This is a genomic window from Corynebacterium efficiens YS-314 (assembly GCF_000011305.1).
Classification (GTDB): Bacteria; Actinomycetota; Actinomycetes; order Mycobacteriales; family Mycobacteriaceae; genus Corynebacterium; species Corynebacterium efficiens.
Window position 1 is genome coordinate 946411 of record NC_004369.1, and the last position, 25417, is coordinate 971827.

At 64.6% G+C, this 25417-nt stretch carries 14 protein-coding genes and 1 pseudogene; 9 read left to right on the forward strand and 6 right to left on the reverse strand.

Annotation, left to right across the window (positions count from 1 at the left end; genetic code table 11):
• Positions 1 to 5 precede the first annotated feature (5 nt).
• On the reverse strand, positions 6 to 704 hold the full coding sequence (locus tag CE_RS04605) for a hypothetical protein (RefSeq protein WP_231844061.1): 699 nt from the start codon (positions 702 to 704) through the stop codon (positions 6 to 8).
• Between the two features lie 327 nt (positions 705 to 1031).
• Here CE_RS04605 and CE_RS04610 point away from each other — a divergent pair, with 327 nt between their 5' ends.
• Together CE_RS04610 and CE_RS04615 are read left to right on the forward strand one after the other, a co-directional pair.
• A complete protein-coding gene (locus tag CE_RS04610; RefSeq protein WP_006770138.1) occupies positions 1032 to 2492 on the forward strand; it encodes an NCS2 family permease in 1461 nt (486 codons plus the stop codon).
• Positions 2493 to 2494: 2 nt separating this feature from the next.
• The gene (locus CE_RS04615) at positions 2495 to 3331 is read left to right on the forward strand and encodes a TrmH family RNA methyltransferase (RefSeq protein ID WP_006770137.1); all 837 of its coding nucleotides are present in this window, start codon (positions 2495 to 2497) and stop codon (positions 3329 to 3331) included.
• A 189-nt stretch (positions 3332 to 3520) separates the two neighbouring features.
• Here CE_RS04615 and CE_RS04620 read toward each other — a convergent pair.
• The 3 genes and pseudogenes from CE_RS04620 to serC form a co-directional block, all read right to left on the reverse strand.
• Positions 3521 to 4393: pseudogene (locus CE_RS04620) on the reverse strand (DUF6928 family protein); the annotation flags it as partial.
• 12 nt (positions 4394 to 4405) lie between these two features.
• Positions 4406 to 5458: a septation protein SepH gene (sepH, locus tag CE_RS04625; RefSeq protein ID WP_006770134.1), complete on the reverse strand. Its 1053-nt coding sequence runs from the start codon at positions 5456 to 5458 to the stop codon at positions 4406 to 4408.
• A gap of 152 nt (positions 5459 to 5610) precedes the next feature.
• On the reverse strand, positions 5611 to 6741 hold the full coding sequence (serC, locus tag CE_RS04630) for a phosphoserine transaminase (protein WP_006770133.1): 1131 nt from the start codon (positions 6739 to 6741) through the stop codon (positions 5611 to 5613).
• A 764-nt stretch (positions 6742 to 7505) separates the two neighbouring features.
• Between serC and CE_RS04635 the strand changes: the two genes are divergently transcribed.
• Both CE_RS04635 and fkpA read left to right on the forward strand, forming a co-directional pair.
• The gene (locus CE_RS04635) at positions 7506 to 8798 is read left to right on the forward strand and encodes a citrate synthase (protein ID WP_011075192.1); all 1293 of its coding nucleotides are present in this window, start codon (positions 7506 to 7508) and stop codon (positions 8796 to 8798) included.
• A gap of 182 nt (positions 8799 to 8980) precedes the next feature.
• Positions 8981 to 9337: an FKBP-type peptidyl-prolyl cis-trans isomerase FkpA gene (fkpA, locus tag CE_RS04640; protein WP_006770130.1), complete on the forward strand. Its 357-nt coding sequence runs from the start codon at positions 8981 to 8983 to the stop codon at positions 9335 to 9337.
• Here the strand turns inward: fkpA and CE_RS04645 are convergent.
• Positions 9334 to 10785: a carboxyl transferase domain-containing protein gene (locus CE_RS04645; protein ID WP_006770129.1), complete on the reverse strand. Its 1452-nt coding sequence runs from the start codon at positions 10783 to 10785 to the stop codon at positions 9334 to 9336. The genes fkpA and CE_RS04645 overlap by 4 nt on opposite strands.
• Positions 10786 to 10868: 83 nt before the next feature.
• On the opposite strand from CE_RS04645, the gene CE_RS04650 reads away from it, so the two are divergent.
• From CE_RS04650 to CE_RS04665, 4 genes are all read left to right on the forward strand, one after another.
• Entirely contained in the window at positions 10869 to 11753 is an 885-nt protein-coding gene (locus CE_RS04650) for an aldo/keto reductase (protein ID WP_006770128.1), read from the forward strand.
• A 452-nt stretch (positions 11754 to 12205) separates the two neighbouring features.
• A complete protein-coding gene (locus CE_RS04655) occupies positions 12206 to 12487 on the forward strand; it encodes a DUF485 domain-containing protein (protein ID WP_006770127.1) in 282 nt (93 codons plus the stop codon).
• Positions 12488 to 12493: 6 nt separating this feature from the next.
• Positions 12494 to 14149 carry a solute symporter family protein gene (locus tag CE_RS04660; RefSeq protein WP_006770126.1) on the forward strand — a complete coding sequence of 552 codons (1656 nt, stop codon included), beginning with the start codon at positions 12494 to 12496 and terminating at the stop codon, positions 14147 to 14149.
• Positions 14150 to 14257: 108 nt separating this feature from the next.
• Positions 14258 to 15067, forward strand: a complete 810-nt coding sequence (locus tag CE_RS04665) for a hypothetical protein (RefSeq protein ID WP_143758420.1) — start codon at positions 14258 to 14260, stop codon at positions 15065 to 15067.
• Between the two features lie 79 nt (positions 15068 to 15146).
• Here the strand turns inward: CE_RS04665 and CE_RS04670 are convergent, their stop codons facing one another.
• Positions 15147 to 15998 carry a DUF1906 domain-containing protein gene (locus CE_RS04670; RefSeq protein ID WP_006770124.1) on the reverse strand — a complete coding sequence of 284 codons (852 nt, stop codon included), beginning with the start codon at positions 15996 to 15998 and terminating at the stop codon, positions 15147 to 15149.
• Positions 15999 to 16300: 302 nt separating this feature from the next.
• Here CE_RS04670 and CE_RS04675 point away from each other — a divergent pair, with 302 nt between their 5' ends.
• The gene (locus CE_RS04675) at positions 16301 to 25219 is read left to right on the forward strand and encodes a type I polyketide synthase (RefSeq protein WP_006770123.1); all 8919 of its coding nucleotides are present in this window, start codon (positions 16301 to 16303) and stop codon (positions 25217 to 25219) included.
• Positions 25220 to 25417 lie beyond the last annotated feature (198 nt).

A 25417-nucleotide genomic window follows, 5' to 3' on the forward strand; every position in this document is an offset into this window, starting at 1 on the left:
TGAGTCTAAACCGTCTCCGCCTCATCCCACAGGTGTTGGTTCACCTCGGAGAAGGTGGGCATGAACGCGGCCACCGGTCGCTTCTCGCCGATGCGGAAGACACTGCCGTACTCCATCCATGCCTCCACCAGCTGGATACCGCTGAAGGAACTGATGAACCACACCTCGGCGCGGCGCATCTCCTCGATGTCGAAACCCTCCGGGCGGGCCTTCGGGGTCGCGCCCTGGGTGAGGAGGTAGTTCATCACCGGGGTCTCCAGTACTGACGGCAGCGCACGCTCGTGGGTGGAATGGAAGACGATGTCACCCTGGAGAACGAGGAATGATCCCTCGATGGGGCTGATGGCCCTTCCGCGTTCGTTGATGAGCAGGCCGGTGTCAGCACCGCGGCGGCGTGAGGCGGCCTGGGCGCGGGACTGCCAGGCCTGATCACGGCCCCTGATACCGGGGCTCTCCCGTTCATCGGTGTGTCCGTGCGCATCCACGGTGATGGTGGGGGAGAAGGGGCGGGAGGGGCGGATCTCCACGTTGTAACCGTGGTTCTCCGCCAGGATGGTGACAAAGACATCGGGTCCTGCGCAGCGTAGTTTCTCGCGGATCTCATCCTCGTACGCAGCTGCTGCGGGGATCTGGGTGACCAGCCGTTGCATATGGGCGGAAAACGCCCGGACCCGGCCGTTGAGCATGTGAAAACTTGTGGCCACCACGGTGTGTCGATGCACCTTCCGTTCTAGAACTGACGCCTGCCGAACAACTTCCCCATAAATGGAGGACAGCCAAACAGTAGCATCTCAGCGGGTGGGGCAGTTGATGAAGGTCCTTAATTGCCCGTTCTTTCTCCGTTGGAGTTGCCTGTCACCGGGTAGGGGTGAAACAATTTCCACGCACTCATAGCACCTAACTGCTTGCCGGTTGCGGGAGGGCCCCATCAATGGCACCTGTGTCGCAGGCAGTGGACGGGATGCAGACGCGTCGCTTTCAGTGCGTCCCCAGCCGGGGGCGCTTCCCAGCATAGAAACAGGTTTGCGGTCATGACGTCGAAAAACGCAACGGAGCCCAGGGGTGTCCTGGACCGTTATTTCTCCATCTCCGAGAGGGGGTCGACCATCGCCACGGAGATCCGTGCCGGTGTGGTCACCTTCTTCGCGATGGCCTATATCATCATCCTCAACCCGCTGATCCTCGGTACCACCGAGGATGTCAACGGTAACACCCTCGGTATCCCCCAGGTCGCGGCGGTGACCGCGCTGGCCGCCGGTGTCATGACCATCGCCTTCGGTCTCATCGCCCGGTACCCCTTCGGTATCGCGGCGGGCCTGGGCCTGAACACCCTGGTTGCGGTCACCCTCGTCGCCAGTGAGGGACTGACCTGGCCGGAGGCGATGGGCCTGGTCGTCATCGACGGTATCGTCATCGTCATCCTGGCTGTCTCGGGATTCCGCGTTGCGGTGTTCCGCGCCATCCCGCAGTCCATGAAGGCAGCCATCAGTGTCGGCATCGGCATGTTCATCGCGATGATCGGTCTGGTGGATGCTGGGTTCGTCCGGCGTATCCCCGATGCCGCCGGAACCACCGTCCCCGTCACCCTCGGTATCGACGGGTCGATTGCCTCCTGGCCCACCCTGGTGTTCATCATCGGTGTCCTGCTGTGTGGCATCCTCGTTGTCCGCGGTGTGCGTGGCGGCCTGTTCATCGGCATCCTGGGCACCACGATCGTGGCCATCATCGCCGAGGCGATCTTCGGGGCGGGTGCCTCCTTCGAGGACGGTGAACCCAACCCCGAGGGCTGGTCACTCGCGGTTCCGGGCATCCCAGACTCCTTCGGTGGTGTGCCCGACCTGTCCCTGGTCGGTGCAGTCGACCTCATCGGCGCCTTCACCCGCGTGGGCGTCCTCGCCGCCAGCCTCCTGGTCTTCACCCTCGTGCTGGCCAACTTCTTCGACGCCATGGGCACCATGACGGCACTGGGCAAGCAGGGCAACCTCACCGATGCCGACGGCAACCTGCCGGACATCAAGAAGGCCCTGGTTGTTGAGGGTGCCGGCGCCATCGTCGGTGGCGCGGTCTCCGCATCCTCCAACACCGTCTTCGCCGACTCCTCCGCGGGTGTGGCCGACGGTGCCCGCACCGGCCTGGCGAACATCGTCACCGGTGGTCTGTTCCTCCTCGCGATGTTCCTCACCCCGCTGTATGAGATCGTCCCCATCGAGGCCGCCGCCCCCGTCCTGGTGATCGTCGGCGCCATGATGATGGGCCAGGTCCGCGAGATCGACTTCTCCAAGTTCTACATCGCCCTGCCGGCGTTCCTCACCATTGTCACCATGCCGTTCACCTACTCCATCGCCAACGGCATCGGCGTCGGTTTCATCATGTACGCCGTCATGGCCGCCGCCGCGGGTAAGAGCAAGCAGATTCACTGGCTGATGTGGCTGGTCGCCGCCCTGTTCGTGGTGTTCTTCGGCATCGATCCGATCATGGCCGCGGTGTCCTGACCGTGGCAGCCGTAGAGCGCATCATCATCACCGACCCGGCCGATACCCGCCTGGATGACTTCCGCGACCTCAACCGCTCCGATTTCCGCCCGGATCTCCCCGGTGGCAGGGGACTGGTCATCGCAGAGGGGCCGCTGGTGACCGGCCGGCTGCTGGAATCACGGTTCCCCGTCCGGGCGCTGGTCGGATTCCGGGGCAAACTGGATGCCTTCCTCGCCGAACATGAGGTGGGTGACATCCCCGTCTATGAGGTCACCCGGGAGGTACTGGCCGAGGTCGCGGGATTCGACATGCACCGCGGTCTCCTGGCCGCCGCAGACCGCGTGGAGGAACCCACCGTGGCATCGGTCCTGGACGGCGCCCGCACGGTCGTGGTGCTGGAGGGTGTGGGAGACCATGAGAACATCGGTTCCATGTTCCGCAACGCCGCCGGCATGGGGGTTGATGCCATACTCTTCGGCAACGGCTGCGCCGACCCGCTCTACCGCCGTGTGGTGCGGGTGTCCATGGGACATGTCCTCCGCCTCCCGTACGCGCATCTCGCCGGTACCTACACCACGTGGCAGAGGTCCCTGACCGAGCTTGCCGACGCCGGCTTCCACCTCGTCTCCCTCACCCCGGATCCGGAGGCTGTCCACCTGGAGGATGCCCTGGCGGGGAGGGAGAAGGTAGCACTCCTCGTCGGTGCCGAGGGACCGGGGTTGACCGAGCATGCCATGAGGGCGACCGATGTGCGCGCCCGGATCCCCATGGCCCCCGGAACGGACAGCCTCAACCTGGCGACCTCCGCCGCCATCGCCTTCTATGAACGCGACCGTTCCCAGCGTCACCTGCGCTGAGGTCCGCTCCTGGGTGGTCTATGGTTCGGTAGTCCCGGGATCCCCGCTGTAGAGGTCCTCATCCGCGCCGGGACGGCGCCCCCTCCTGGACGTGCCGCCGCTGTCTTCGTCGCGGGCTGTCGGGCGCGGTGCATCACCACGGCCGGTGTCCGTGCTGCGCACCGTATCCGGTGGAGCCGGGGTTGTTTTGCGGTCGGTGTGCCGGAGTCGCTCCGCCACGGTGGAACCGAGGTCCCGGCCCGCCCGGAACAGGGTCTTCCCCAGGCTCTGCGCGGCGCGGGCAACTTTACCGGCACCGTCGACCACCCGGTGGGGGACCACACGGTCGGGGATGTCATGTTGTTCGTAGTCGTCGTAATCCGCTGATTCGCGCAGCCCGAGTTTCTCGGCGGCGTTCTGGGTGACCTCATCCACCGACGGCTGACGTCTCGGGGCGGCGATCCGGGGTTCGGGACGCCCGTCCACGGCGAAGGCGACCACGTTGATGTCGGGTGAGGTGGCGGGATCGAATCCCAGCCAGGCGCGTTGTGCCTCCCGGACCAGTTCGATCGGGTTGAAGGGCAGGGACAGCGGGCTGGTCCGTTCCCCCTTCTTCCCGGCCCAGTAGGGTGCCTCAAACCCTCCGGGCACCCCGATGTCCTCGAAGACCCGTTCCTCACGAGCGATGAAGGACCGCTTGATGGCATCGCCCCTGATGTGGGCGAACCCGCCCAGGGTGGTGTGCTCATTCTCGGCGAAGACATAGATATCCGAGGCAGGCATGGACTTCAGGATGCGTGGATCGAGTGACTCCATGGAGGAGACATCCTCAAGGGCCGTCTGGATGATAGTCACACCTGGGAAACCGGCGATGTAGAACTCATTCGCCGAGGCGGGCGCGGATCGGCTGAGGGAGAACTGGCCGATGGGTGTGATCGGCCAGGCGGGGTTCAGCTGCGCCAGATACTTGCGGCCGAATCCACGGTCGGCACGGGGGCCGGAGCGGATGATGGCGTGCGGATCGGCTGCCGTCACAAACCAGAAGGTGACAATGGCCGCATTCTCTCCCAGCTGTTGAGGCATGACTGATCAGTCCTATTTCTTCGGGCGCCTGGTGTTGGCGCGAACTCCCAGCAGAACATCTTCCCAGTGCGGGGTGACCGCTTTGCGACGCCGGTTGCGTGGTGCCTCCTCCGGTGCCCGCCCGGTCTCACCCTCGGCTGCGGTGACCTCGTCGTCCGCGTCGGTGCGGCCGGTGGCGTGTTCGTCGGCGCGACGGTCATCGTCACCGGAATTCTCATAGTCCTCATCATCGCCTGCGTACTTCCCACCACCGACCGAGGTCAGGGTGCGGACGGGCTGGATGAAATCGGGGTCAATGAGGTCGGCTGCCACCGGGGTGCGCGGATCGGAGGTGGGGGAGCTGGTGTTGTGCAGGTTGAGGGACCATTCGGCGTGGTTGTTGCTGAGACCGGCCTTCCAGTCCACCCGGACGATCCACTGGTTGGAGGCATCCCGGTAGGCATCCCACACCGCTGAGGTGAGGTCGTGGCCGCGGGCGGCGAAGGCGGTGGCGAGAATCTCCCACAGGGTGAGCTTGGCCGGGCCGTCCTCGCGCACCGGGTGCGACTGCTTGGCCAGCTCGGCGATGCGGGCCCGCTCCAGCAACACCGGATGGGCGTAGGGCTCGATGCGGGCCTCGGTGACACCGTTTTCCTCGGCGACCTCGGCGACGGTGGCGCCGGCGCGGATGCGTGTCTGGATCTCCCGTGGCGACATGATCAATGGCGCACTGATGCGCGGGTCGATCTCCCGTTCCTCCCGCGGGGTGCGGCCGGTGGGCGCAGCGGGCGTATCGACGGGCTCCGCGGTGGGATCACTCTCACCCTGGGTGTCCGTATCCTCCGGGGCGTCCGGGTCGGCATCGCCGTTGACCGGGGCGAGGGACACGCTGCCGGTTCCCCCGGGCACGTAGACACCGGTGGTATCTGTGACGGTGACGGGGGCAGGTGCTGGGTGACCGGCCACGATGTCCCGGAGTTCGTCGGTGACCGCGATGAAGAATTCCTCGGCACCGTCCTCAGGGGAGGTCTTGAACACCAGGGACGATTCGGTGGAATCACCGCTGACGAGGAAGATTTCCCGCATGTTGACTCCTTTGGCTTCAGTGATGACGGTGAGTTTACTTCAAGGGGGCACCACCGTGATGTGTTTACCCAGCTTAACGAAAAAACGCGCTGCCCCGTGGTACCGGGGCGGTACCGGGATAGCGCGTCCTGCAGGAAAAGCCTGCGCTGGTGCTACTTCTTGGCGAAGCCACCCTCGAGGATATGATCGATGGCCTTGGTCAGCTTCTCCACATCGACGGTGTCGATGGCGGGGAACATGCCCACGCGGAGCTGGTTGCGTCCGAGCTTGCGGTACGGCTCGACATCGAGGATGCCGTTGGCGCGCAGGATCTTGGCAACAACGGCTGCGTCGATGGAGTCATCGAAGTCGATGGTGCCCACGACCAGGGACCGCTTGGCTGCATCCGCGACGTACGGGGTGGTCTCCTCGCGTGCCTCAGCCCAGTCGTAGAGGACGGAGGAGTTGGCGGTGGTGCGAGCAACCATGCCGTCCAGTCCGCCGTTGTCGTTCATCCACTTGACCTGGTTGTCCAGCATGAGCAGGGTGCCCACAGCCGGGGTGTTGTAGGTCTGGTTCTTCAGGGAGTTGTCCACAGCGGTCTGCAGGTTGAGGAACTCGGGGATGAAGCGGTCGGAGGAGTTGATCTTCTCGATGCGCTCCAGGGCCGCCGGGCTCATGGCAGCCAGCCACAGGCCACCGTCGGAGGCGAAGCACTTCTGTGGGGAGAAGTAGTAGACATCGGCATCCGCGATGTTGACGGGCAGGCCGCCGGCGCCGGAGGTGGCGTCGATGGTGACCAGGGAGCCCTCGGAGCCCTCTGGGCGGGTGACCGGGACCATGGCGCCGGTGGAGGTCTCGTTGTGGGCCCAGGCGATGACATCCGCGCCCTCGAAGGCCTGTGGCTCGGGGGCATCGCCCGGCTCAGCGGTGACCACACCCGGCTCCTCCAGCCATGGTGCCAGCTTGGAGGCCTTGGCGAACTTGGAGGAGAACTCACCGAAGGACAGGTGACCGGACTTCTTCTCGATCAGGCCGAAGGTCGCGGCATCCCAGAAAGCGGTGGCACCACCCAGGGAGAGAATGATCTCATAGCCTTCGGGCAGGGAGAAGAGCTCGGAGAGTCCATCACGGACGGATCCGACGACGTTCTTCACGGCGGGCTGACGGTGTGAGGTGCCGATGATGGAGGAGGCACCGTCCACGATCGCCTGGATCTGTTCGGGGCGGACCTTGGAGGGGCCGCAGCCGAAGCGGCCATCTGCGGGGATGAGCTCGGAGGGCAGGGTGGGGAAGTCGGTCATGTCTTCGGGCAACTTTCTGCGCTTGGAAGTGAGGCGTAGGTAAGAGGTCGGTTAGCGGCCCCCGCCTTATCTGACTTGATCACTATAACCCCACAGCACCCCGGTGCCTGTGTCCGCGTTCCACAAAACCCGCCCATTTCGGGGGATTGTCCCGAAAATGCGGGCGGGGTGATTCTCCGGGCTTGCCTATCGACGCAGCACCCCTTCCCGGTACGCCCGGTAGGTGATTTATCACCATATCGGGGGTAGTGCATAATCTGGGGCCGCATTTTGTTTTCAACCCTGCGAATATCCCCTGTAGTTGGGTTTTCAACATATGGTCTACATGCGGAAAGAAAAAACTCGCAGTTTTTTGTCGCACACATCACAACCTTTGCTAAACTGTGCCATGCTCCACTCCTCGGCAGAATGGCGCTTACGGAAATCGGGCGGAAAAGCATGGCTTTTCACCTGCAATTGATATGACGAAACACAAATGAATAGCAGGAAGACGGCACAATTCCCGGCGTGACCGCGCCTACTGACTACGGTGGGCGTGGGTGGCCGGGAAACGTGGGTATCCAAGTCCGCAGAGGGGGGAAGTGGCCCTTAACCGGGATATGGCTAAACGGCAATCGTCGGTATAGCGTGTTAAACGGACCGGTTTGGAGACTTTTGTGTCGCGCAACAACATTCTGGCTGCACGTGATGCGTCCGACCTGGTTATTGAATCTGGTGACCTCCCGCAACCCGGGGGAACCGACAAAAAGTTTGAAAGGGAAATCGTGGCTTCTGATAACAACAAGGCTGTACTGCACTACCCTGGCGGCGAATTCGAGATGGGCATCAAGCAGGCCACCGAGGGTAACTCCGGTGTCATCCTGGGTAAGATGCTGTCGGAAACCGGTCTGGTCACCTTCGACCCCGGTTATGTCAGCACCGGTTCCACCGAATCCAAGATCACCTACATCGATGGTGATGCAGGCATCCTGCGCTACCGCGGCTACGACATTGCGGATCTGGCCGAAAATGCCACCTTCAATGAGGTCTCCTACCTCCTGATCAAGGGTGAGCTCCCGACCCCGGAAGAGCTCCACAAGTTCAACGACGAGATTCGTCACCACACCCTGCTGGACGAGGACTTCAAGTCCCAGTTCAATGTCTTCCCTCGCGATGCCCACCCGATGGCCACCCTGGCCTCCTCGGTTAACATCCTCTCCACCTACTACCAGGATCAGCTGGATCCCCTGGATGAGGCTCAGCTGGACAAGGCAACCGTCCGCCTGATGGCGAAGGTTCCGATGCTGGCTGCATACGCACACCGTGCCCGCAAGGGTGCGCCGTACATGTACCCGGACAACTCCCTCAATGCCCGTGAGAACTTCCTGCGCATGATGTTCGGTTACCCGACCGAGCCGTACGAGGTTGATCCGATCATGGTCAAGGCCCTCGACAAGCTGCTCATCCTGCACGCAGACCACGAGCAGAACTGCTCCACCTCCACTGTCCGCATGATCGGCTCCGCGCAGGCGAACATGTTCGTCTCCATCGCCGGCGGCATCAACGCACTCTCCGGCCCGCTGCACGGTGGCGCCAACCAGGCTGTCCTCGAGATGCTCGAGGAGATCGCAGCCAACGGCGGCGACGCAACCGACTTCATGAACCGCGTGAAGAACAAGGAGAAGGGTGTCCGCCTCATGGGCTTCGGACACCGCGTCTACAAGAACTACGATCCGCGTGCAGCCATCGTCAAGGACACCGCCCACGAGATCCTCGAGCACCTCGGTGGCGACCCACTGCTGGATCTGGCTCTCAAGCTGGAGGAGATCGCCCTCAACGACGATTACTTCATCTCCCGCAAGCTGTACCCGAACGTGGACTTCTACACCGGCCTGATCTACCGCGCCATGGGCTTCCCGACGGACTTCTTCACCGTCCTGTTCGCCATCGGCCGCCTCCCGGGCTGGATCGCCCACTACCGCGAGCAGCTCGCCGATCCGGGCGCCAAGATCAACCGTCCTCGCCAGATCTACACCGGTGAGACCGCACGCAAGATCATCCCCCGCGAAGAGCGCTAGGCAACGGGTCTGACGCACCCTCGGTGCGACCCGCTTCGGCCGGAGCCAGAGAATCTGTCATAATGACAGGCGATGGTTCCGGCCTTTGCTGTGTCCTGTGAAGCCCCGCCACGGGGCCGTACAAGGACACGGCAGCTGAAACCCCAACCTCGTCACGATCTTTCAAGGAGCATGTGAACCTTATGGAAAAGCCACAGATTGAAGCCCAGACCGGACCCGTGCCAGAGGACCTGGTGATCAAGGACCTCATCGTGGGTGACGGTGCCGAGGCCCAGCCGGGCGGTGTCGTCGAGGTCCACTACGTCGGTGTCGATTTCGAGACCGGTGAGGAGTTCGACTCATCCTGGGACCGTGGCCAGACGAACCAGTTCCCGCTCACCGGCCTGATCGCCGGTTGGCAGGAGGGCATCCCGGGCATGAAGGTTGGCGGACGTCGTCAGCTGACCATCCCCCCGGAGGCTGCCTACGGCCCGGAGGGTAGTGGACACCCACTGTCCGGCCGCACCCTGGTCTTCATCATCGACCTGATCAGCGCCTAGTTCAGATCAGCCAGGCGCTCATAGTGCCTGAAGCGCTGTTCCCGACCCACCCTCTCCGGATTGGTTTCCAATTCGTGGAGGGTGTTGTCAATTGCGGCCACAACCTCCCCGATGAAATCATCGTGTTCCGCGATGAGTCCGTCGATGATCCCGGAGGCCAGCATCGCATGGGCGGACACCCCCTGCCGTTCCATCATCTCCGGGGCGTGGGAGGTGTCACGGTAGATGATGGCGGAGGCGCCCTCCGGGGGCAGCGGGGACAGCCAGGCGTTCTCCGCCGCCAGCACCCGGTCGGCGGGCAGCATGGCCAGCGCACCGCCTCCACAGCCCTGGCCGAGGATGACGGAGACGGTGGGCACCGGAGCGTCGACAAGCTCCCCCAAAGTCCGGGCGATGGAACCGGCGAGCCCGTTCTCCTCCGCCTCCCGCGACAGCTCCGCGCCGGGGGTGTCGATGATGCTGATGATCGGCAGCTGCAGCTCCCTGGCCAGGGCGATACCGCGGCGGGCGAAACGCAGTGCGGCCGGCCCGAGCGGGAGGTGGTGACGGTCCTGCCCGATGAGCACGACCGGACGGCCCCCGATGCGGGCCAGCGCCACCGTGGTCGCCCGCGAGATGCGACCGTCACCTGTGCCGGACAGGGTCACCACGTTTCTGCCCAGACGCGACACCAGATCGGCCACCCCGGGGCGACCGGGTTCCCGGGTGATCATGATCGACTCCCACGCACCACGTGGTTTCCCGGGTGCGGCGAGCTCACGGGGCGTGCCTGGCGACGCCTCCCCCAACACCCTCATGATCTTGACCACCGCCGCACGCAGCTGGGTGGGGGAGACCACCCCGTCGATGACACCGTGCCCGGCGAGGTTCTCGCCCCGCTGCACGCCCTCCGGCATGGGGGTGCCGGTGGTCAGCTCCACCACGCGGGGACCGAGGAAACCCAGCAGTGCATCCGGCTCGGCATAGGTGAAGTGGCCGGCGGAACCCCACGAGGCCATCACCCCACCCATCGTGGGGTTACGCAGGTAGACCAGGAACGGCAGGTGGGCGTCCTTGTGCCGGTAGACGGCGGTGGTGATGGAGATCATCATGGCGAACGCCGGGGTGCCCTCCTGCATCCGGGTGCCACCCGAGCACGGCGAGATCAACAGCGGGAGACGTTCCCGCGTGGCCCGGTGGATGGCCTGGATGAGACGACGGGAGGTGGCGGCACCGATCGAACCACCGAGGAAGGCGAACTCGGAGACGATGAACGCCACGCGGGAGCCCTCCACCGTTCCCTCACCCGTGATCACCGCCTCATCCACCCCGGATTTCTCCCGGGCGCGGGCAAGCGCCTCCCGGTAGTCATCATCTATCTCCCCGTACTCCGGGGGAGTGTCCCAGAAGCAGAAACTGTCCTTGTCCAATACCTGATCGATCAGATCCCTGGCGGAGGTTCGTGTCATGGTCTCAACACTAACGATTCCCGGGGTGTTATTCCGGTGGTTGAGGCCATCCGGGGTGGGCGCGGGTGGTGTTGAATGAGGGTATGACATACCATGACGCATCCAACCCGATCATGAGCCCGACACCGAGTCCCACACTGAGCCTGAGCGACGGGTCCGAGATCCCCCAGATCGGACTGGGGACCTGGCAGATGCACGGCGAGGAGGCCTACCGGACCGTCCGCGAGGCCATCGGTATGGGCTACCGCCACATCGACACCGCGAAACTCTATGACAATGAGGTGGAGGTCGGTCGCGCGGTGACCGATGCCATCCGGTCGGGTGAGGTCACCCGGGATGAGCTGTTCATCACCTCCAAGGTATGGAATGACGATCAGGGCCGTGAACAGGCCGCCCGGGCGTTCCAGGCCTCCCTGGCGCGCCTGGGCCTGGACTATCTCGATCTGTACCTCGTGCACTGGCCGTGCCCGAGGAAGGGACTGTACAACGAGACCTTCGAGGCGGTCGCCAGGATCCAGGGTCTGGGGCAGGTCCAGTCGATCGGTGTGGCCAATTTCTACGCCGGGGTGTTGGAGGACCTCGTGGTCACCACGGGGATCGTGCCGGCGGTGAACCAGGTGGAACTGCATCCCGGCTTCAGTCAGGCACCCCTGAGGGCGTTGCATGACAGGTTGGGCGTGGTCACCACCGCATGGGCACCATTGGCGCGGGGTGGGGTTCTATCGCATCCGGTGATCAAGGGAATTGCGGGCCGGTACGGGGTCCCGGCGTCCGCGGTGGTATTGAGATGGCTGGTCCAGTTGGGGGTGGTAGCCATCCCGAAGTCATCCGATCCGGGGCGTCTGCGCAGCAATCTGGATGTCCACGGCTTCCAACTTTCGGTGGAGGAGGTGGAGCGCATCACGGCGTTGGATGAGGGGCCGGGGATGGGTCGTCTCTTCCATGACCCCGAGGAATTTCCGGCCTAACCTGCCCGATTTTAACCCCAGAAACAGAGATCATGCCGAAAAAGCCGGTATGTGAAGCCCGTTAACTATTACAACCGCATGTTAACAGGGTTAACAAAGTCATCATCATGTGCTCTTTTGGGGGTAGATCGTCAGCGATTATAACGGCTGGTTAAAGCTGTTTTCGGGTGTATCGGGTGTGGAAGTTTGGGAAAAGTTTCATTAATCGCTATCGCATTGCAATGTGAGTTAGGTAACTTCACATTCACACGTTTAGCTGTGACCGACAACATATTTTCCGGTCGTCGGCGAAATGTAGTGAGACATTCAGTTTCCGGGGGAGGCCGGCACCTCCCCCGGAAACCGGTTACCAACACCCTGCTCGAGGGATATGAAAGCGAGATGAATTTCCAGTGAGTGCAGAACCTTCAATCCGGGAGCGTCGTCAGCCGACAGCTCAAGAATTCCGGGACATGCAGAACAGCCAGGAGTTCGGTGAACTCCGCAGCAAGTTCCGCTCCTTCGCATTCCCGATGACCATCGCGTTCTTCGTGTGGTACATCGCCTACGTACTGATTGCGACCTTCGCCAGTGAGTGGATGGCCACCCCGGTGTTCGGATCCATCAACATCGGCCTGATCTTCGGGCTGCTCCAGTTCGTTACCACCTTCGTGATCACCTATGTGTACATCGTGTTCGCGAACAAGAACCTCGAGCCCCGCCAGTCTGCAATCCGCAAGAAGATGGAAGGTTAAACCACCATGAACTCAACCCTTCTCCTCGCACAGGAAGCGACACCCGAGGGTGTCGGTAACCCGATCCTCAACATCGCTGTCTTCGTTGTCTTCATCGTCGTCACCATGACCGTGGTGATGCGCGCCGGTAAGAGCACCGGCGAATCCACCGACTTCTACACCGGTGGTGCCTCCTTCTCCGGCACCCAGAACGGCCTGGCCATCGCAGGTGACTACCTGTCGGCCGCCTCCTTCCTCGGTATCGTCGGTGCCATCGCGCTGAACGGTTATGACGGATTCCTCTACTCCATCGGCTTCTTCGTGGCCTGGCTCGTGGCGCTGCTGCTGGTGGCCGAGCCACTGCGTAACGTCGGCCGCTTCACCATGGCGGATGTTCTGTCCTTCCGCCTGAAGCAGAAGCCGGTCCGTGTGGCCGCCGCCTTCGGTACCCTCGCCGTGAGCCTCTTCTACCTCATCGCCCAGATGGCCGGTGCAGGTTCCCTCGTGTCCGTTCTGCTCAACATCCACGAGTTCGTCTGGCAGGCGGTTGTGGTCGGCATCGTCGGTATCGTGATGATCGCCTACGTCCTGCTCGGCGGAATGAAGGGCACCACCTACGTCCAGATGATCAAGGCTGTCCTGCTGGTCGGCGGTGTCGGCATCATGACTGTCCTGACCTTCTGGAAGGTCAAGGGTGGCATCACCACCCTGCTGAATGATGCCGTGGAGACCCATGCTGACTCCGAGCACCTGGCAGCCAAGGGCTACGAGGCCACCCAGATCCTCGAGCCCGGCCTGCAGTACGGTGCGAGCCTGACCTCCCAGCTGGACTTCATCTCCCTGGCCATCGCACTGGTGCTCGGCACCGCCGGTCTGCCCCACGTGCTCATGCGCTTCTACACCGTTCCCACCGCCGTCGAGGCACGTAAGTCCGTCACCTGGGCCATCGTCCTCATCGGTGCCTTCTACCTGATGACCCTGATCCTCGGTTACGGCGCTGCCGCACTCGTCGGTCCGGATGATATCCTCGCCGCCCCGGGTGCCCAGAACGCGGCAGCCCCGCTGCTGGCCTTCGAACTCGGTGGTTCCATCTTCATGGCTCTGATCTCCGCTGTCGCCTTCGCCACCGTGCTCGCCGTGGTCGCCGGTCTGGCCATCACCGCCTCCGCAGCTGTCGGTCACGACATCTACAACGGTGTTCTCCGTGACGGCAAGTCCACCGAGGCCGAGCAGGTCCGCGTCTCCCGCATCACCGTGATCGTCATCGGTGTCCTCTCCATCGTCCTGGGTATCCTGGCCATGACCCAGAACGTCGCCTTCCTGGTCGCCCTGGCCTTCGCCATCGCAGCGTCCGCCAACCTGCCGACCATCCTGTACTCCCTGTACTGGAAGAAGTTCAACACCACCGGTGCCGTGGCCGCCATCTACACCGGCCTGATCTCCGCACTGCTGCTGATCTTCTTCTCCCCGGCAGTCTCCGGCACCGAGACCTCCATGGTTCCCGGCGCGGACTGGGCCATCTTCCCGCTGAAGAACCCGGGCATCATCTCCATCCCGCTGGCCTTCCTTGCCGGTTGGATCGGCACCATGGTTGGTAAGCCGGACAACATGGATGACCTCGCTGCCGAGATGGAAGTTCGTTCCCTCACCGGCGTCGGTGTCGAGAAGGCTGTTGACCACTAATCCACAGCTGAATCCGAACCGGTGTGGTGCCTTCGGCACCCACTAGCCACCACCACTGTTCCCCCGCGGGAACAGTGGTGGTTTCTTTATGCATTAGGATTGTTCGGCGTGTCATCATCTTCCTACGTCCACCCCGGGTGGCGTCTTTCCACATTTCTGCTCGCAGTGGTCATCGCTGTGGGCGGTCCGCTGATCATCTTCACGGATGACGGTGAGAAGGCAGGGGAGGGCGCGGGGGAGAGCGTGCAGAGAACCACGGTGTCAGCGGGGTCGGACATCACCGGTAATTCCAGCTACTCGGATTTTGTGGAGAACTCCACCGGCTCCCAGGTGACCTATCTGCAATTGGACGGGGAGTTCCGGACCGGGACCGCCACTGAGCGGTTTGCACGTCCGGCACTCAGCCTGAGCAAGCTCTACATCGCGGACTATGTCCTGGACAACGGCACCGTGGAGGAGAAGTACGCCGCGGTGGACATGATCAACACCTCCTCCGACATCTCGGCCAGTGAACTCTTCGAGAAGTACCCCGAGGCCGTTGATGTCACGGCTGATAAATACGGACTGTTATCCACCCGGGGGGCGGAACGCTGGGGATACTCGGTGACCTCCACCTACGACGTGGTGAAGTTCGTCGCAGCGCTCCTGCGGGACGATCCCACCTCACCGATCCTGGTGGCCATGGCTGCGGCCGACCCGATGGCCGCCGATGGCTATGACCAGGACTGGGGTACCCATGTGCTGCCGGGTGTCATCGGAACCAAGTGGGGATGGTCTGATGATCGCCTGCTGCACTCCTCGGTGTCCTTCGGTACGGACTTCGTCGTAGCCGCAGCCGTGACCGGTGATGCGGAGGATCTCACCCGGTTGGTGGAGAATCAGCTGGGGGATGTCCGGGAGCGTTCCGCCGGGGATTAGCGGGGCCACCAACGTATCCGGGCCGGGAAACCACATGGTTTCCCGGCCCGGATACGTTTAATAATGAAGAGGTTGCCCGCTAGCTGGATAGCGTGCCCAGAACCCGCATCAGCTCGGAGATGCTCTGTGGGTTGAGGGCGGAGTGGGGGAGGGGCTCCTGGGAGCCCGGCAGCGGTGGGACAACGTCGTCGACCACATTGCCGGGGGTCCACTGGCCCCAGTCGTGGGCGTAGACGTGGTTGATGTCGATGCCCACACCATCCAGGCGGTCCTTGTCGATGCGTACCTGGTGCAGTGCGGCACGGGGATGGACCTGGCCGGTGCCGCCCCAGTTGTGCATCCAGAAGAATTCACCGAGCCCGTCACTGATGGCCCAGTCGATGACGTTGTAGTTGCCGTAGACACCGAGGCGGTACCCGGCGGCCTCGAGCGCGGTCTTGAAGGCCTGGAGGTAGGGGCGGATCTGGTTGAGGTACTGGGTCCGCGTCGGGTTGTCATCGATGGCGACATAGATGGGGCGGTTGGTGGGGCCACCTGCCGCGAGGTGGAGGGCGATGGCCTGTGGTGCGTGGACCCCGGCGCCGGCGGCCCCGTTGAGCCAGTCCGCGGTCGACCCCTTGCCGTACTGGTAGACCGAGGCGGTTTTCAGCCCCAGGGCGGCGAAGCTGCGGGTCTCCTCAAGGGTGACGGGCTTGCCGAGCATCCAGCTTTCCGTTCCGGGGCGGCGCTGGGAGACATAACGCACTGCGCCCAGATGTCCCGCTGCCTTGATGGATGCCGCGCTGGGCACGCCGGCGGCGTAGTCGATGACGGTTCCCAGGATGGGGCCGACGGCCGTCGCCCGCGGTGCCACGAGGATGCCCGCCGCGCCTGCTGCCGCAGCGACACCAGTCACCTTGAGGAACGTCCTGCGGTTGATGGGTGTGTTCATGAATCTCCGATCCCACTTAGGTCCCAAGCATAACGGTAATTAACAGCAATTAACGCTTGATAACAGTGGTTAACAATAACAACACGGGATCATGGGGGCCAGAGTTCGCGGAAAACTCCTCCGGACATACCCTCAATCTGTGATGTTCCACACACGGATAACCGTGTTTCCTGCGAAAACTAACCCCTGCCAGGTAAACGTGAGGGTTCATTCACCTTTTTCGGCTACGTTCGCGTAACCTACGCATTCGTAAGTGGTCATGGGACACCTGTGCCCATTCCAAGACTTAGGAGCTTTATTTCGTGAGCATCTCTTCACTGACACCGCTGCATTCCTTCAAGGAGCCAGCAATTCTGTACGCAGGTCAGGCATCCGCCTGGCAGCAGGTGATCGCCGACGCCAGTGTCGACCACATCGCCGCCTCCCATCTCCGCGAGCTGCTGTCCCGCGCCCGGGCAAAAACCGCCCCCTTCGCACGCCAGGTGACCTCCATCGTCCCCGGGTCGCTTGCGCGTCTGGAGGAACTGACCCGCGAAGGCTCGGATCATGAGTCGGATATCGATCCGCAGCCGGCCGTGTCCATCCCGGGCATCGTCCTGGGCCAGGTCGCGGCAACCCGTCAGCTGCGGGATCTGGGCCTGGATGTGGACAACGCCACCCGCCTGGGTCACTCCCAGGGCATCCTCGGTGTCGAGGCAGCCGTCAACGAGGAGGACGTCCTCGCATTCGCCATCCTGCTCGGTGCCGCCGCCTCCCGGTTCGCCGGTAAGGGCTCCCACATGCTCTCCGTGCGCGGACTCGAGCGTGACACCATCCACGAGGTCGTCGCCGATGTCGACGGTGTCGAGGTCTCCCTGCGCAACGCACGGGCACACTTCGTCCTCTCCGGTAAGCCGGCACAGCTGAAGAAGGCCGCCGCGGCCCTCCAGCACGCCGCTGATGCCTTCAACGAGGACATCAACAACAAGCGCAAGGGCGGCTCCCTGCTCGAGCCGAAGTTCGACTACCTGCCCGTTGCCATCCCGTTCCACCACTCCTCCATGCAGGAGGCGGTCAACATCGCCGTCGAGTGGTCCGAGGCCTGTGGTCTCAACGTCGATGCCAAGCGACTGGCCTGCGCCATCCTGGTCGACCACTCCGACTGGGTTGCCCAGATCTCCCAGCTGAAGGCCGATTATGTCCTCACCCTGGACGCCGGTCTCGCCCGTTTCACCGCGCCCCTGCTCGAGGGCACCGGCATCACCCAGCTGCCCGCCTACACCGCCGCGGAGCGCGACAACCTGGCACGTCCCGGCTACCAGATCCCGACCGCCGTCGACTGGTCCGAGTTCGCACCCAAGCTGGTCAAGCTCCCCACCGGTGAGACCAAGGTCCAGACTCGTTTCTCCACCCTGACCGGCTACTCGCCGATCCTGCTCGGTGGCATGACCCCCACCACCGTGGATGCCACCATCGTCGCCGCAGCCGCCAACGCCGGCTACTGGGCCGAGATGGCCGGCGGCGGACAGTACTCCGAGGAGGTGTTCAACCGCAACAAGGAGAACCTGGTCAGGCAGCTGAACCCGGGCCGAGCCGCCCAGTTCAACTCCATGTTCTTCGACCGTTACATCTGGAACCTGCAGTTCGGTGCGCAGCGCATCGTCTCCCGCGCCCGCGCCGCAGGTACCGCCATCGATGGTGTGGTCATCTCCGCCGGCATCCCCGAGCCCGAGGAGGCCACCGAGCTGCTCCAGGGCCTCAACGAGGACGGCTTCCCGTACATCGCCTTCAAGCCAGGCACCGTCGACCAGATCCGCGCCACCCTGGCCATCGCCGACAACAACCCCGACCACGACATCATCATGATGGTCGAGGACGGCCACGCCGGTGGACACCACTCCTGGGTCAACCTCGATGATCTCCTGCTGACCACCTACGCCGAGGTGCGTGCACGCAAGAACGTCGTGCTCACCATCGGTGGTGGCATCGGCACCCCCGCCAAGGCCGCCCACTACCTCACCGGTCAGTGGTCCGCGGACCTCGGCTACCCGAAGATGCCTGTCGACGGCATCATCATCGGCACCGCCGCCATGGCCACCAAGGAGGCCACCACCTCACCAGAGGTCAAGCAGGCCCTGGTGGACACCCCGGGTATCGACCCGCAGGATGCCGGCGGCTGGGTTGGCCGCGGTGATTCCCGCGGTGGCGTCACCTCTGGTCTGTCCCACCTGCATGCCGACATGTACGAGCTGGACAACGACTCCGCAGCAGCGTCCCGCCTGATCTCCTCCATCGACTCCGATGATGTCGAGGAGCACCGCGAGGAGCTCATCGCCGCCATCAACAAGACCGCCAAGCCGTACTTCGGTGATCTCGAGGAGATGACCTACGCCGAGTGGATCGAGCGCTGGGTCGACCTGGCCCACCCATCCCAGGACCCGACCTGGGACGATCGTCTCTTCGACCTGGTGCACCGCCTGGAGGCACGCCTCCACGACGCCGACCACGGTGAGATCGAGACCCTCTTCCCGGACCTGGCCTCCATCGAGGATGCACCGGCCGCCGTCGAGAAGCTCCTTGCCGCCTACCCGCACGCCCGCGAGATCAAGGTCTCCGCCCGCGACGCCGCGTGGTTCATCGGTCTGTGCCGCAAGCACCACAAGCCCATGCCGTGGGTCCCGGCCATCGACGCCGACCTCGCCCGCTGGTGGGGTCTGGACACCCTGTGGCAGGCCCACAACCCGCGCTACAGCGCCAACGCCGTCCGCGTCATCCCCGGCCCCGTCTCCGTCGCCGGCATTGACCGCGTCGATGAGCCCGTCGCCGACCTCCTCGGCCGTTTCGAGGAGGCCTGCATTGAGGCTGTCGACGGCGAGCCCGTCGAGATCTACGCCCGCCTCAACGAGTCCAAGAACGAGCGCGAGCTGCTGCTGTCCGCACCGCACATCGTCTGGCACGGCAACCTCATCGACAACCCCGCACACGTCCTGGAGGACGGTGCCTTCGAGCTCATCGAGGAGGACGGTTACTGGATCATCCGCATCCTGGCCGACTCCGTCTTCGATGACATCCCCGTCGAGCAGCGCCCCTACCTGGTCAAGCACGTCGACATCCCCGTCGAGCTGAGCGATGCCGTGGCCACCGGCGCCTCCCCGGTCGTCTCCCGTGAGAAGCTGCCCGAGTCCGTCTACGCACTGCTCGCAGGCGTGGCCGGTGTCGGTTCCGTGTCCGCCGCCGGCGACAAGATCGAGGCCCTGCCCACCAAGATCGACGACGGCACCGAGTTCGGATACGTCCGCGACTCCTTCACCCTGCCACGCGAGCTGCTCACCGCCCACACCGCCGTCACCGGCGCAGCCCTTGAGGAGCACAACGTCGGCACCGGCGACGTACTGGTCGGTGTCTGCTGGCCCGCCCTCTACGCCTCCCTGGGCACCGGCAAGCTTTCCGACGGCTACCCCGTCATCGAGGGTCTGCTCAACGCCGTCCACCTCGACCACCTCCTGGACCTGCGCGTCCCACTCGAGGAGCTTGCCGACGGCCGCACCATCGACGTTGAATCCCGCTGCGCCTCCATCGAGGAGTCCTCCTCGGGCCGCATCGTCACCGTGCGCCTGACCCTGTTCTCCGAGGGTGAGGTCGTGGCCAAGCTGGTCACCCGCTTCGCCATCCGTGGACGTATCACCACCACCGACCTGGCACAGCCCGCCGAGGCCTACGGTGGACGCGACGAGGTCATCGAGGACACCCCACGTTCCTTCGTGCGTTCCGCCACCGTCACCGCCCCGGCCGACATGACCCCGTTCGCCATGGTCTCCGGTGACTACAACCCGATCCACACCTCCGCCAACGCCGCCAAGCTCGTCGGTCTCGACGCGCCCCTGGTGCACGGCATGTGGCTGTCCGCCACCGCCCAGCACCTGGCCGGCCTCGGCTCCGAGGTCGTCGGCTGGACCTACTCCATGTACGGCATGGTCCAGCTCAACGACATCGTCGACATCACCGTCGAGCGCGTCGGCCGTTCCGGCCTCATGCCGGCCTACGAGGTCACCTGCCGCATCGACGGCAATGTGGTCTCCCGTGGCCAGGCGCTGCTCAAGGCACCGTCCACCGCGTATGTCTACCCGGGCCAGGGTATCCAGGCCAAGGGCATGGGCCAGGGCGACCGCAACGCCAGCCCGGAGGCCCGCGCCGTCTGGGAGCGTGCCGACGCCCACACCCGCGCCAACCTCGGATTCTCCATCCAGCAGGTCATCGATGAGAACCCGGTGGAGCTCAAGGTCGGCGACACCACCTTCGTCCACCCGAAGGGTGTCCTCAACCTCACCCAGTTCACCCAGGTCGCCCTCGCGGTCGTCGCCTACGCCCAGACCGAGCGTCTCAAGGCCGCCGATGCCATCGTCGATGGTTCCCTCTACGCCGGCCACTCCCTCGGTGAGTACACCGCCCTGGCATCCCTGGGCAACATCTTCGAACTCGAAGGTGTCATCGATGTGGTGTTCTCCCGCGGTTCCGCCATGCACTCCCTGGTCCCGCGTGATGAGCAGGGCCGCTCCAACTACGCCCTGGCCGCCTTCCGTCCGAACATGATCGGACTGTCCGGTGCCGAGGTGGAGAACTGGGTCGACCGCATCGCCGAGGAATCCGGCGAGTTCCTGCAGATCGTCAACTACAACGTCGACGGCCAGCAGTACGCCGTTGCCGGCACCCTCAAGGGCCTGAAGGCCCTCAAGGCCTCCGCCAGCGCCAACCCACGCGCCTACGTGGACATCCCCGGCATCGATGTGCCGTTCCACTCCAGCGTGCTGCGTCCGGGTGTCCCGGCCTTCGCCGAGAAGCTCGACGAGCTGCTGCCACAGGTCATCGACATCGATGCCCTGCGTGGCCGCTACATCCCGAACCTGGTCGCCCGCCCATTCGAGCTGACCCAGGACTTCGTCGATGCCATCCTGGCTGTCGTCCCGTCCGAGCGCCTCAAGGGTGTCAAGGTCGAGGAGATGGAGGAGAACAAGCTCGCCCGCCTGCTCCTCATCGAGCTGCTGTCCTGGCAGTTCGCCTCCCCGGTCCGCTGGATCGAGACCCAGGCCCTGATCATCGGCCAGGTCGACCAGATCATCGAGGTCGGCCTCGCAGCATCCCCGACCCTGACCAACCTGGCACTGCGCACCATGGATGTCATCGGTGAGTCCCGCCCGGTGTTCAACGTGGAGCGCGATCAGGATCAGGTCATGCTCAACGATGTCCGCCAGGCACCTGTCGTGGAGGTCGAGGAGGAGGACACCCCGGCGGCTCCCGCCGAGTCCTCTGCACCCGCCCCGGTCACCGAGTCCGTGCCGGCACCGGCAGCTCCCGCCGCCGCACCGGTCGCCGTCTCCGATGCCCCTGAACTGAAGTTCAACGCATCGAACGCGATCATGACTCTGTTCGCCCTGCAGAACAAGATCAACATCGACCAGATCACCCCGGCGGACACCTCCGAGACCCTCACCAACGGTGTCTCCTCCCGTCGTAACCAGATGCTCATGGACATGTCCACCGAGCTGTCCGTCCCCACCATCGACGGCGCAGCCGATGCCGATGTAGCCACCCTGCAGGGTCGTGTCGTCACCGCCGCACCGGGCTACAAGCCCTTCGGTCCGGTCCTGGGCGAGGCCATCCGCGCCCGCCTGCGTGCACTGCTCGGTGCCGCCGGCCTGAAGGCCTCCTACGTCGGTGACCGCGTCACCGGCACCTGGGGTCTGCCCGAGAGCTGGGTCGCCCACGTCGAGGTCGAGCTGTTGCTGGGCACCCGCGACGGCGAGTCCGTTCGCGGTGGCGCCCTGGGCTCCCTGCCCGAGTCCGCCTCCAACAAGGGTGAGGTTGATTCCCTCATCGACGCCGCCGTCAACAACGTCGCGGCAGCCAACGGCACCTCCGTGTCCCTGTCCGCCGGTGGTTCCGGTGGTGGCGGTGGAGTCGTCGACTCCGCAGCCCTGGACGCCTACGCCGCCACCGTCACCGGTGAGGACGGCGTCCTGGCGAACATTGCACGCGGTATCCTGACCCAGCTCGGACTGGATACCCGGGATGACGCCCCGGCCGCCGAGGCCGACACCGAGCTCTACGAGGCCGTCGAGGCCGAGCTGGGTGCCGGTTGGCAGAAGATGGTCACCCCGGTGTTCACCGCCGAGCGCGCCATCCTCTTCGATGACCGCTGGGCCTCCGCACGTGAGGACCTCGCACGTCTGGCCACCGGTGCCGACATCGCCGTTGAGCGTTTCGCGGGCACGGGTGAGACCGTCGCAAAGCAGGCAGCCTGGTGGGCTGACCACGTCGAGGACACCACCCTCGCCGCAACCCTGACCGAGGTCTCGAAGGTTGCCCTCGAGGCAGCCGACGAGCCACACGCCGAGGATGTCGCACTGGTCACCGGTGCCGCACCTGAGTCCATCGCGGGTGCCGTCGCCGGCCGCCTGCTGTCCCAGGGCGCAACGGTCATCATGACCGCCTCCAACGTGTCCCAGGCACGCAAGGAGTACGCACGTCAGCTCTACGCCCAGCACGCCTCCCCGAGCGCGAAGCTGTGGATCGTTCCGGCGAACATGTCCTCCTACCGCGATGTCGATGCCGTCATCGACTGGATCGGCAATGAGCAGCGCGTCACCGTCGGTGGCTCCGTCACCGTGACCAAGCCTGCTCTGACCCCGACCCTGGCGTACCCGTTCGCGGCACCGTCTGTCTCCGGCAACCTCTCTGATGCCGGTCCGCAGACCGAGAACCAGGCACGTCTGCTGCTCTGGTCCGTCGAGCGCACCATCGCGGGTCTGGCCGACCTGGCCTCCCGCGGTGCAGGTGAGCGCGTCCACATCGTCCTGCCGGGTTCCCCGAACCGTGGCATGTTCGGTGGCGACGGTGCCTACGGCGAGGTCAAGGCAGCCTTCGACGCCATCCTGGCGAAGTGGGGCTCCGAGACCGGCTGGCCACAGTACGTCACCCTGGCGCAGGCACGGATCGGCTGGGTTGCCGGTACCGGCCTGATGGGCCGCAACGACGTCCTGATCCCGGCCGCTGAGAAGCTGGGCATCCACGTCTACACCCCGGAGGAGATCTCCACGGAGCTCGTCGGACTGGCGTCCGCTGAGTCCCGTGAGCAGGCGCTGACCGCGCCGATCGACTACGACCTCACCGGTGGTCTCGGCGGCGGAATCTCCATCGCTGAGCTGGCAGCCTCCCTGGAACAGGACGAGGTCGAGCAGGTCGAGACCGACTCCGCCACCATCAAGGCACTGCCGTCCCCGAAGAACCCGGTCCAGGCACCGGGCGCCGAGGTCGGCGAGGTCAGCGTGGATCTGGACGACATGGTCGTCATGGTCGGTGTGGGCGAGATCTCCTCATGGGGTTCCGGCCGCACCCGCTTCGAGGCCGAGTACGGCATCCAGCGTGACGGTAGCGTTGAGCTGACCGCCGCCGGTGTTGTCGAACTGGCCTGGATGATGGGCCTGATCACCTGGTCCGAGGACCCACGTCCGGGCTGGTACGACGCCGAGGGCACCGAGGTTCCGGAAGAGGACATCTACGACCGTTACCGTGACGAGGTTGTCGCCCGCTGTGGTATCCGCGAACTGGTCAACGATGCCTTCCTCATCGACGGTGGTTCCATGGACGCAGCCGAGATCTTCCTCGACCGCGACATCACCTTCACCGTCACCAGTGAGGAGGAGGCCCAGGCCTACGTGGATGCCGACGCATCCGCCGAGATCGCCGAGGTTGACGGCGAGTGGACCGTGACCAAGAAGAAGGGCTCCACCTCCTTCGTGCCACGCAAGGCCACCCTGACCCGCTCCGTTGCCGGTCAGCTGCCGACCGATTTCGACCCGGCCAAGTGGGGTATCCCGGCCTCCATGATTGATGCGATGGACAACATCACCGCATGGAACCTGGTCACCGCCGTCGATGCCTTCCTGTCCTCCGGCTTCAGCCCCGCTGAGCTGCTGCAGGCTGTCCACCCGGCTGATGTGTCCTCCACCCAGGGCACCGGTATCGGTGGCATGCAGTCCCTGCGCAAGCTGTTCGTCAACCGCTTCCTGGGCCAGGATCGTCCCTCCGACATCCTCCAGGAGACCCTGCCCAACGTCGTGGCTGCCCACACCATGCAGTCCTACGTCGGTGGCTACGGTCAGATGATCCACCCGGTTGCCGCCTGTGCCACCGCGGCTGTGTCCGTGGAGGAGGGTCTGGACAAGATCCGCCTGGGCAAGGCCGACTTCGTGGTCGCCGGTGGTATCGATGACATCCAGGTCGAATCCCTCACCGGCTTCGGCGACATGAACGCCACCGCCGATACCCAGACCATGCTGGACAAGGGTATCGATCCGCGCTTCATCTCCCGCGCCAACGACCGTCGTCGTGGCGGCTTCCTCGAGGCCGCCGGTGGTGGCACCGTGCTCCTGGCACGTGCCTCCCTCGCAGCCGAGTTGGGTCTGCCGGTGCTGGCCGTGGTTGCCCACGCCCAGTCCTACGCCGACGGTTCCCACACCTCCATCCCGGCCCCGGGCATCGGTGCCCTGGGTGCCGCACGGGGTGGCGAGAAGTCCGTCCTGGCGAGGGAACTGAAGAAGATGGGTCTGACCCCGGATGATGTGCGTGTGGTGTCCAAGCACGACACCTCCACCAACGCCAACGACCCGAACGAGTCCGAGCTGCACAGCATCCTCTGGAAGACCATCGGCCGCGACGCGGACAACCCGATGTTCGTCATCTCCCAGAAGACGCTGACCGGCCACTCCAAGGGCGGCGCCGCACTGTTCCAGATCGGTGGTCTGGTCTCCGTCCTCGAGACCGGTAAGTTGCCGCAGAACGCGGCCCTGGACTGTGTGGATCCGGAGATGCAGGCCAAGGGCGAGAGCCTGGTCTGGCTGCGTGAGCCACTCGACCTGGGTGCCGGTGCCATCAAGGCCGGTGTCCTGACCTCGCTCGGCTTCGGTCACGTCGCCGCCCTGGTGGTCATGGCCACCACCGGTGTCTTCGAGCAGGCCATGCGCAATGCTGGTCTGGACGTGGAGGCATGGCGCAAGCGCGCCACCGAGCGTCTGCGCGCCGGAGCCAACCGCCTCGAGGCCGGCATGGTCGGTCGCGCACCTCTGTTCGAACAGGTCGACGGACGTCGCCTGCCTGAGCGCGGCGCCCACGAGGCTGAGATCAACATGCTTATCGACGCCGACGCCCGCCTCGGCGCCGACGGCACCTACCCGGCCGCGCGCTAGGTAGGTGGTGCGGGTCAACCAGCCAGGTTGACCGGCATGGGAGCATGACTCGAACCGCCCGCCCCTTGTTTCTCCTCAGGAGAGCAGGGGGCGGGCGGTTTTTATCTGTGGCACGGCGGTGGGACGCATGAAAAACCCGCCTGCACCGTGGTCTCCATCAGTGTGGGGGCCGGTGTGCAGGCGGGCGTTATATAGGAG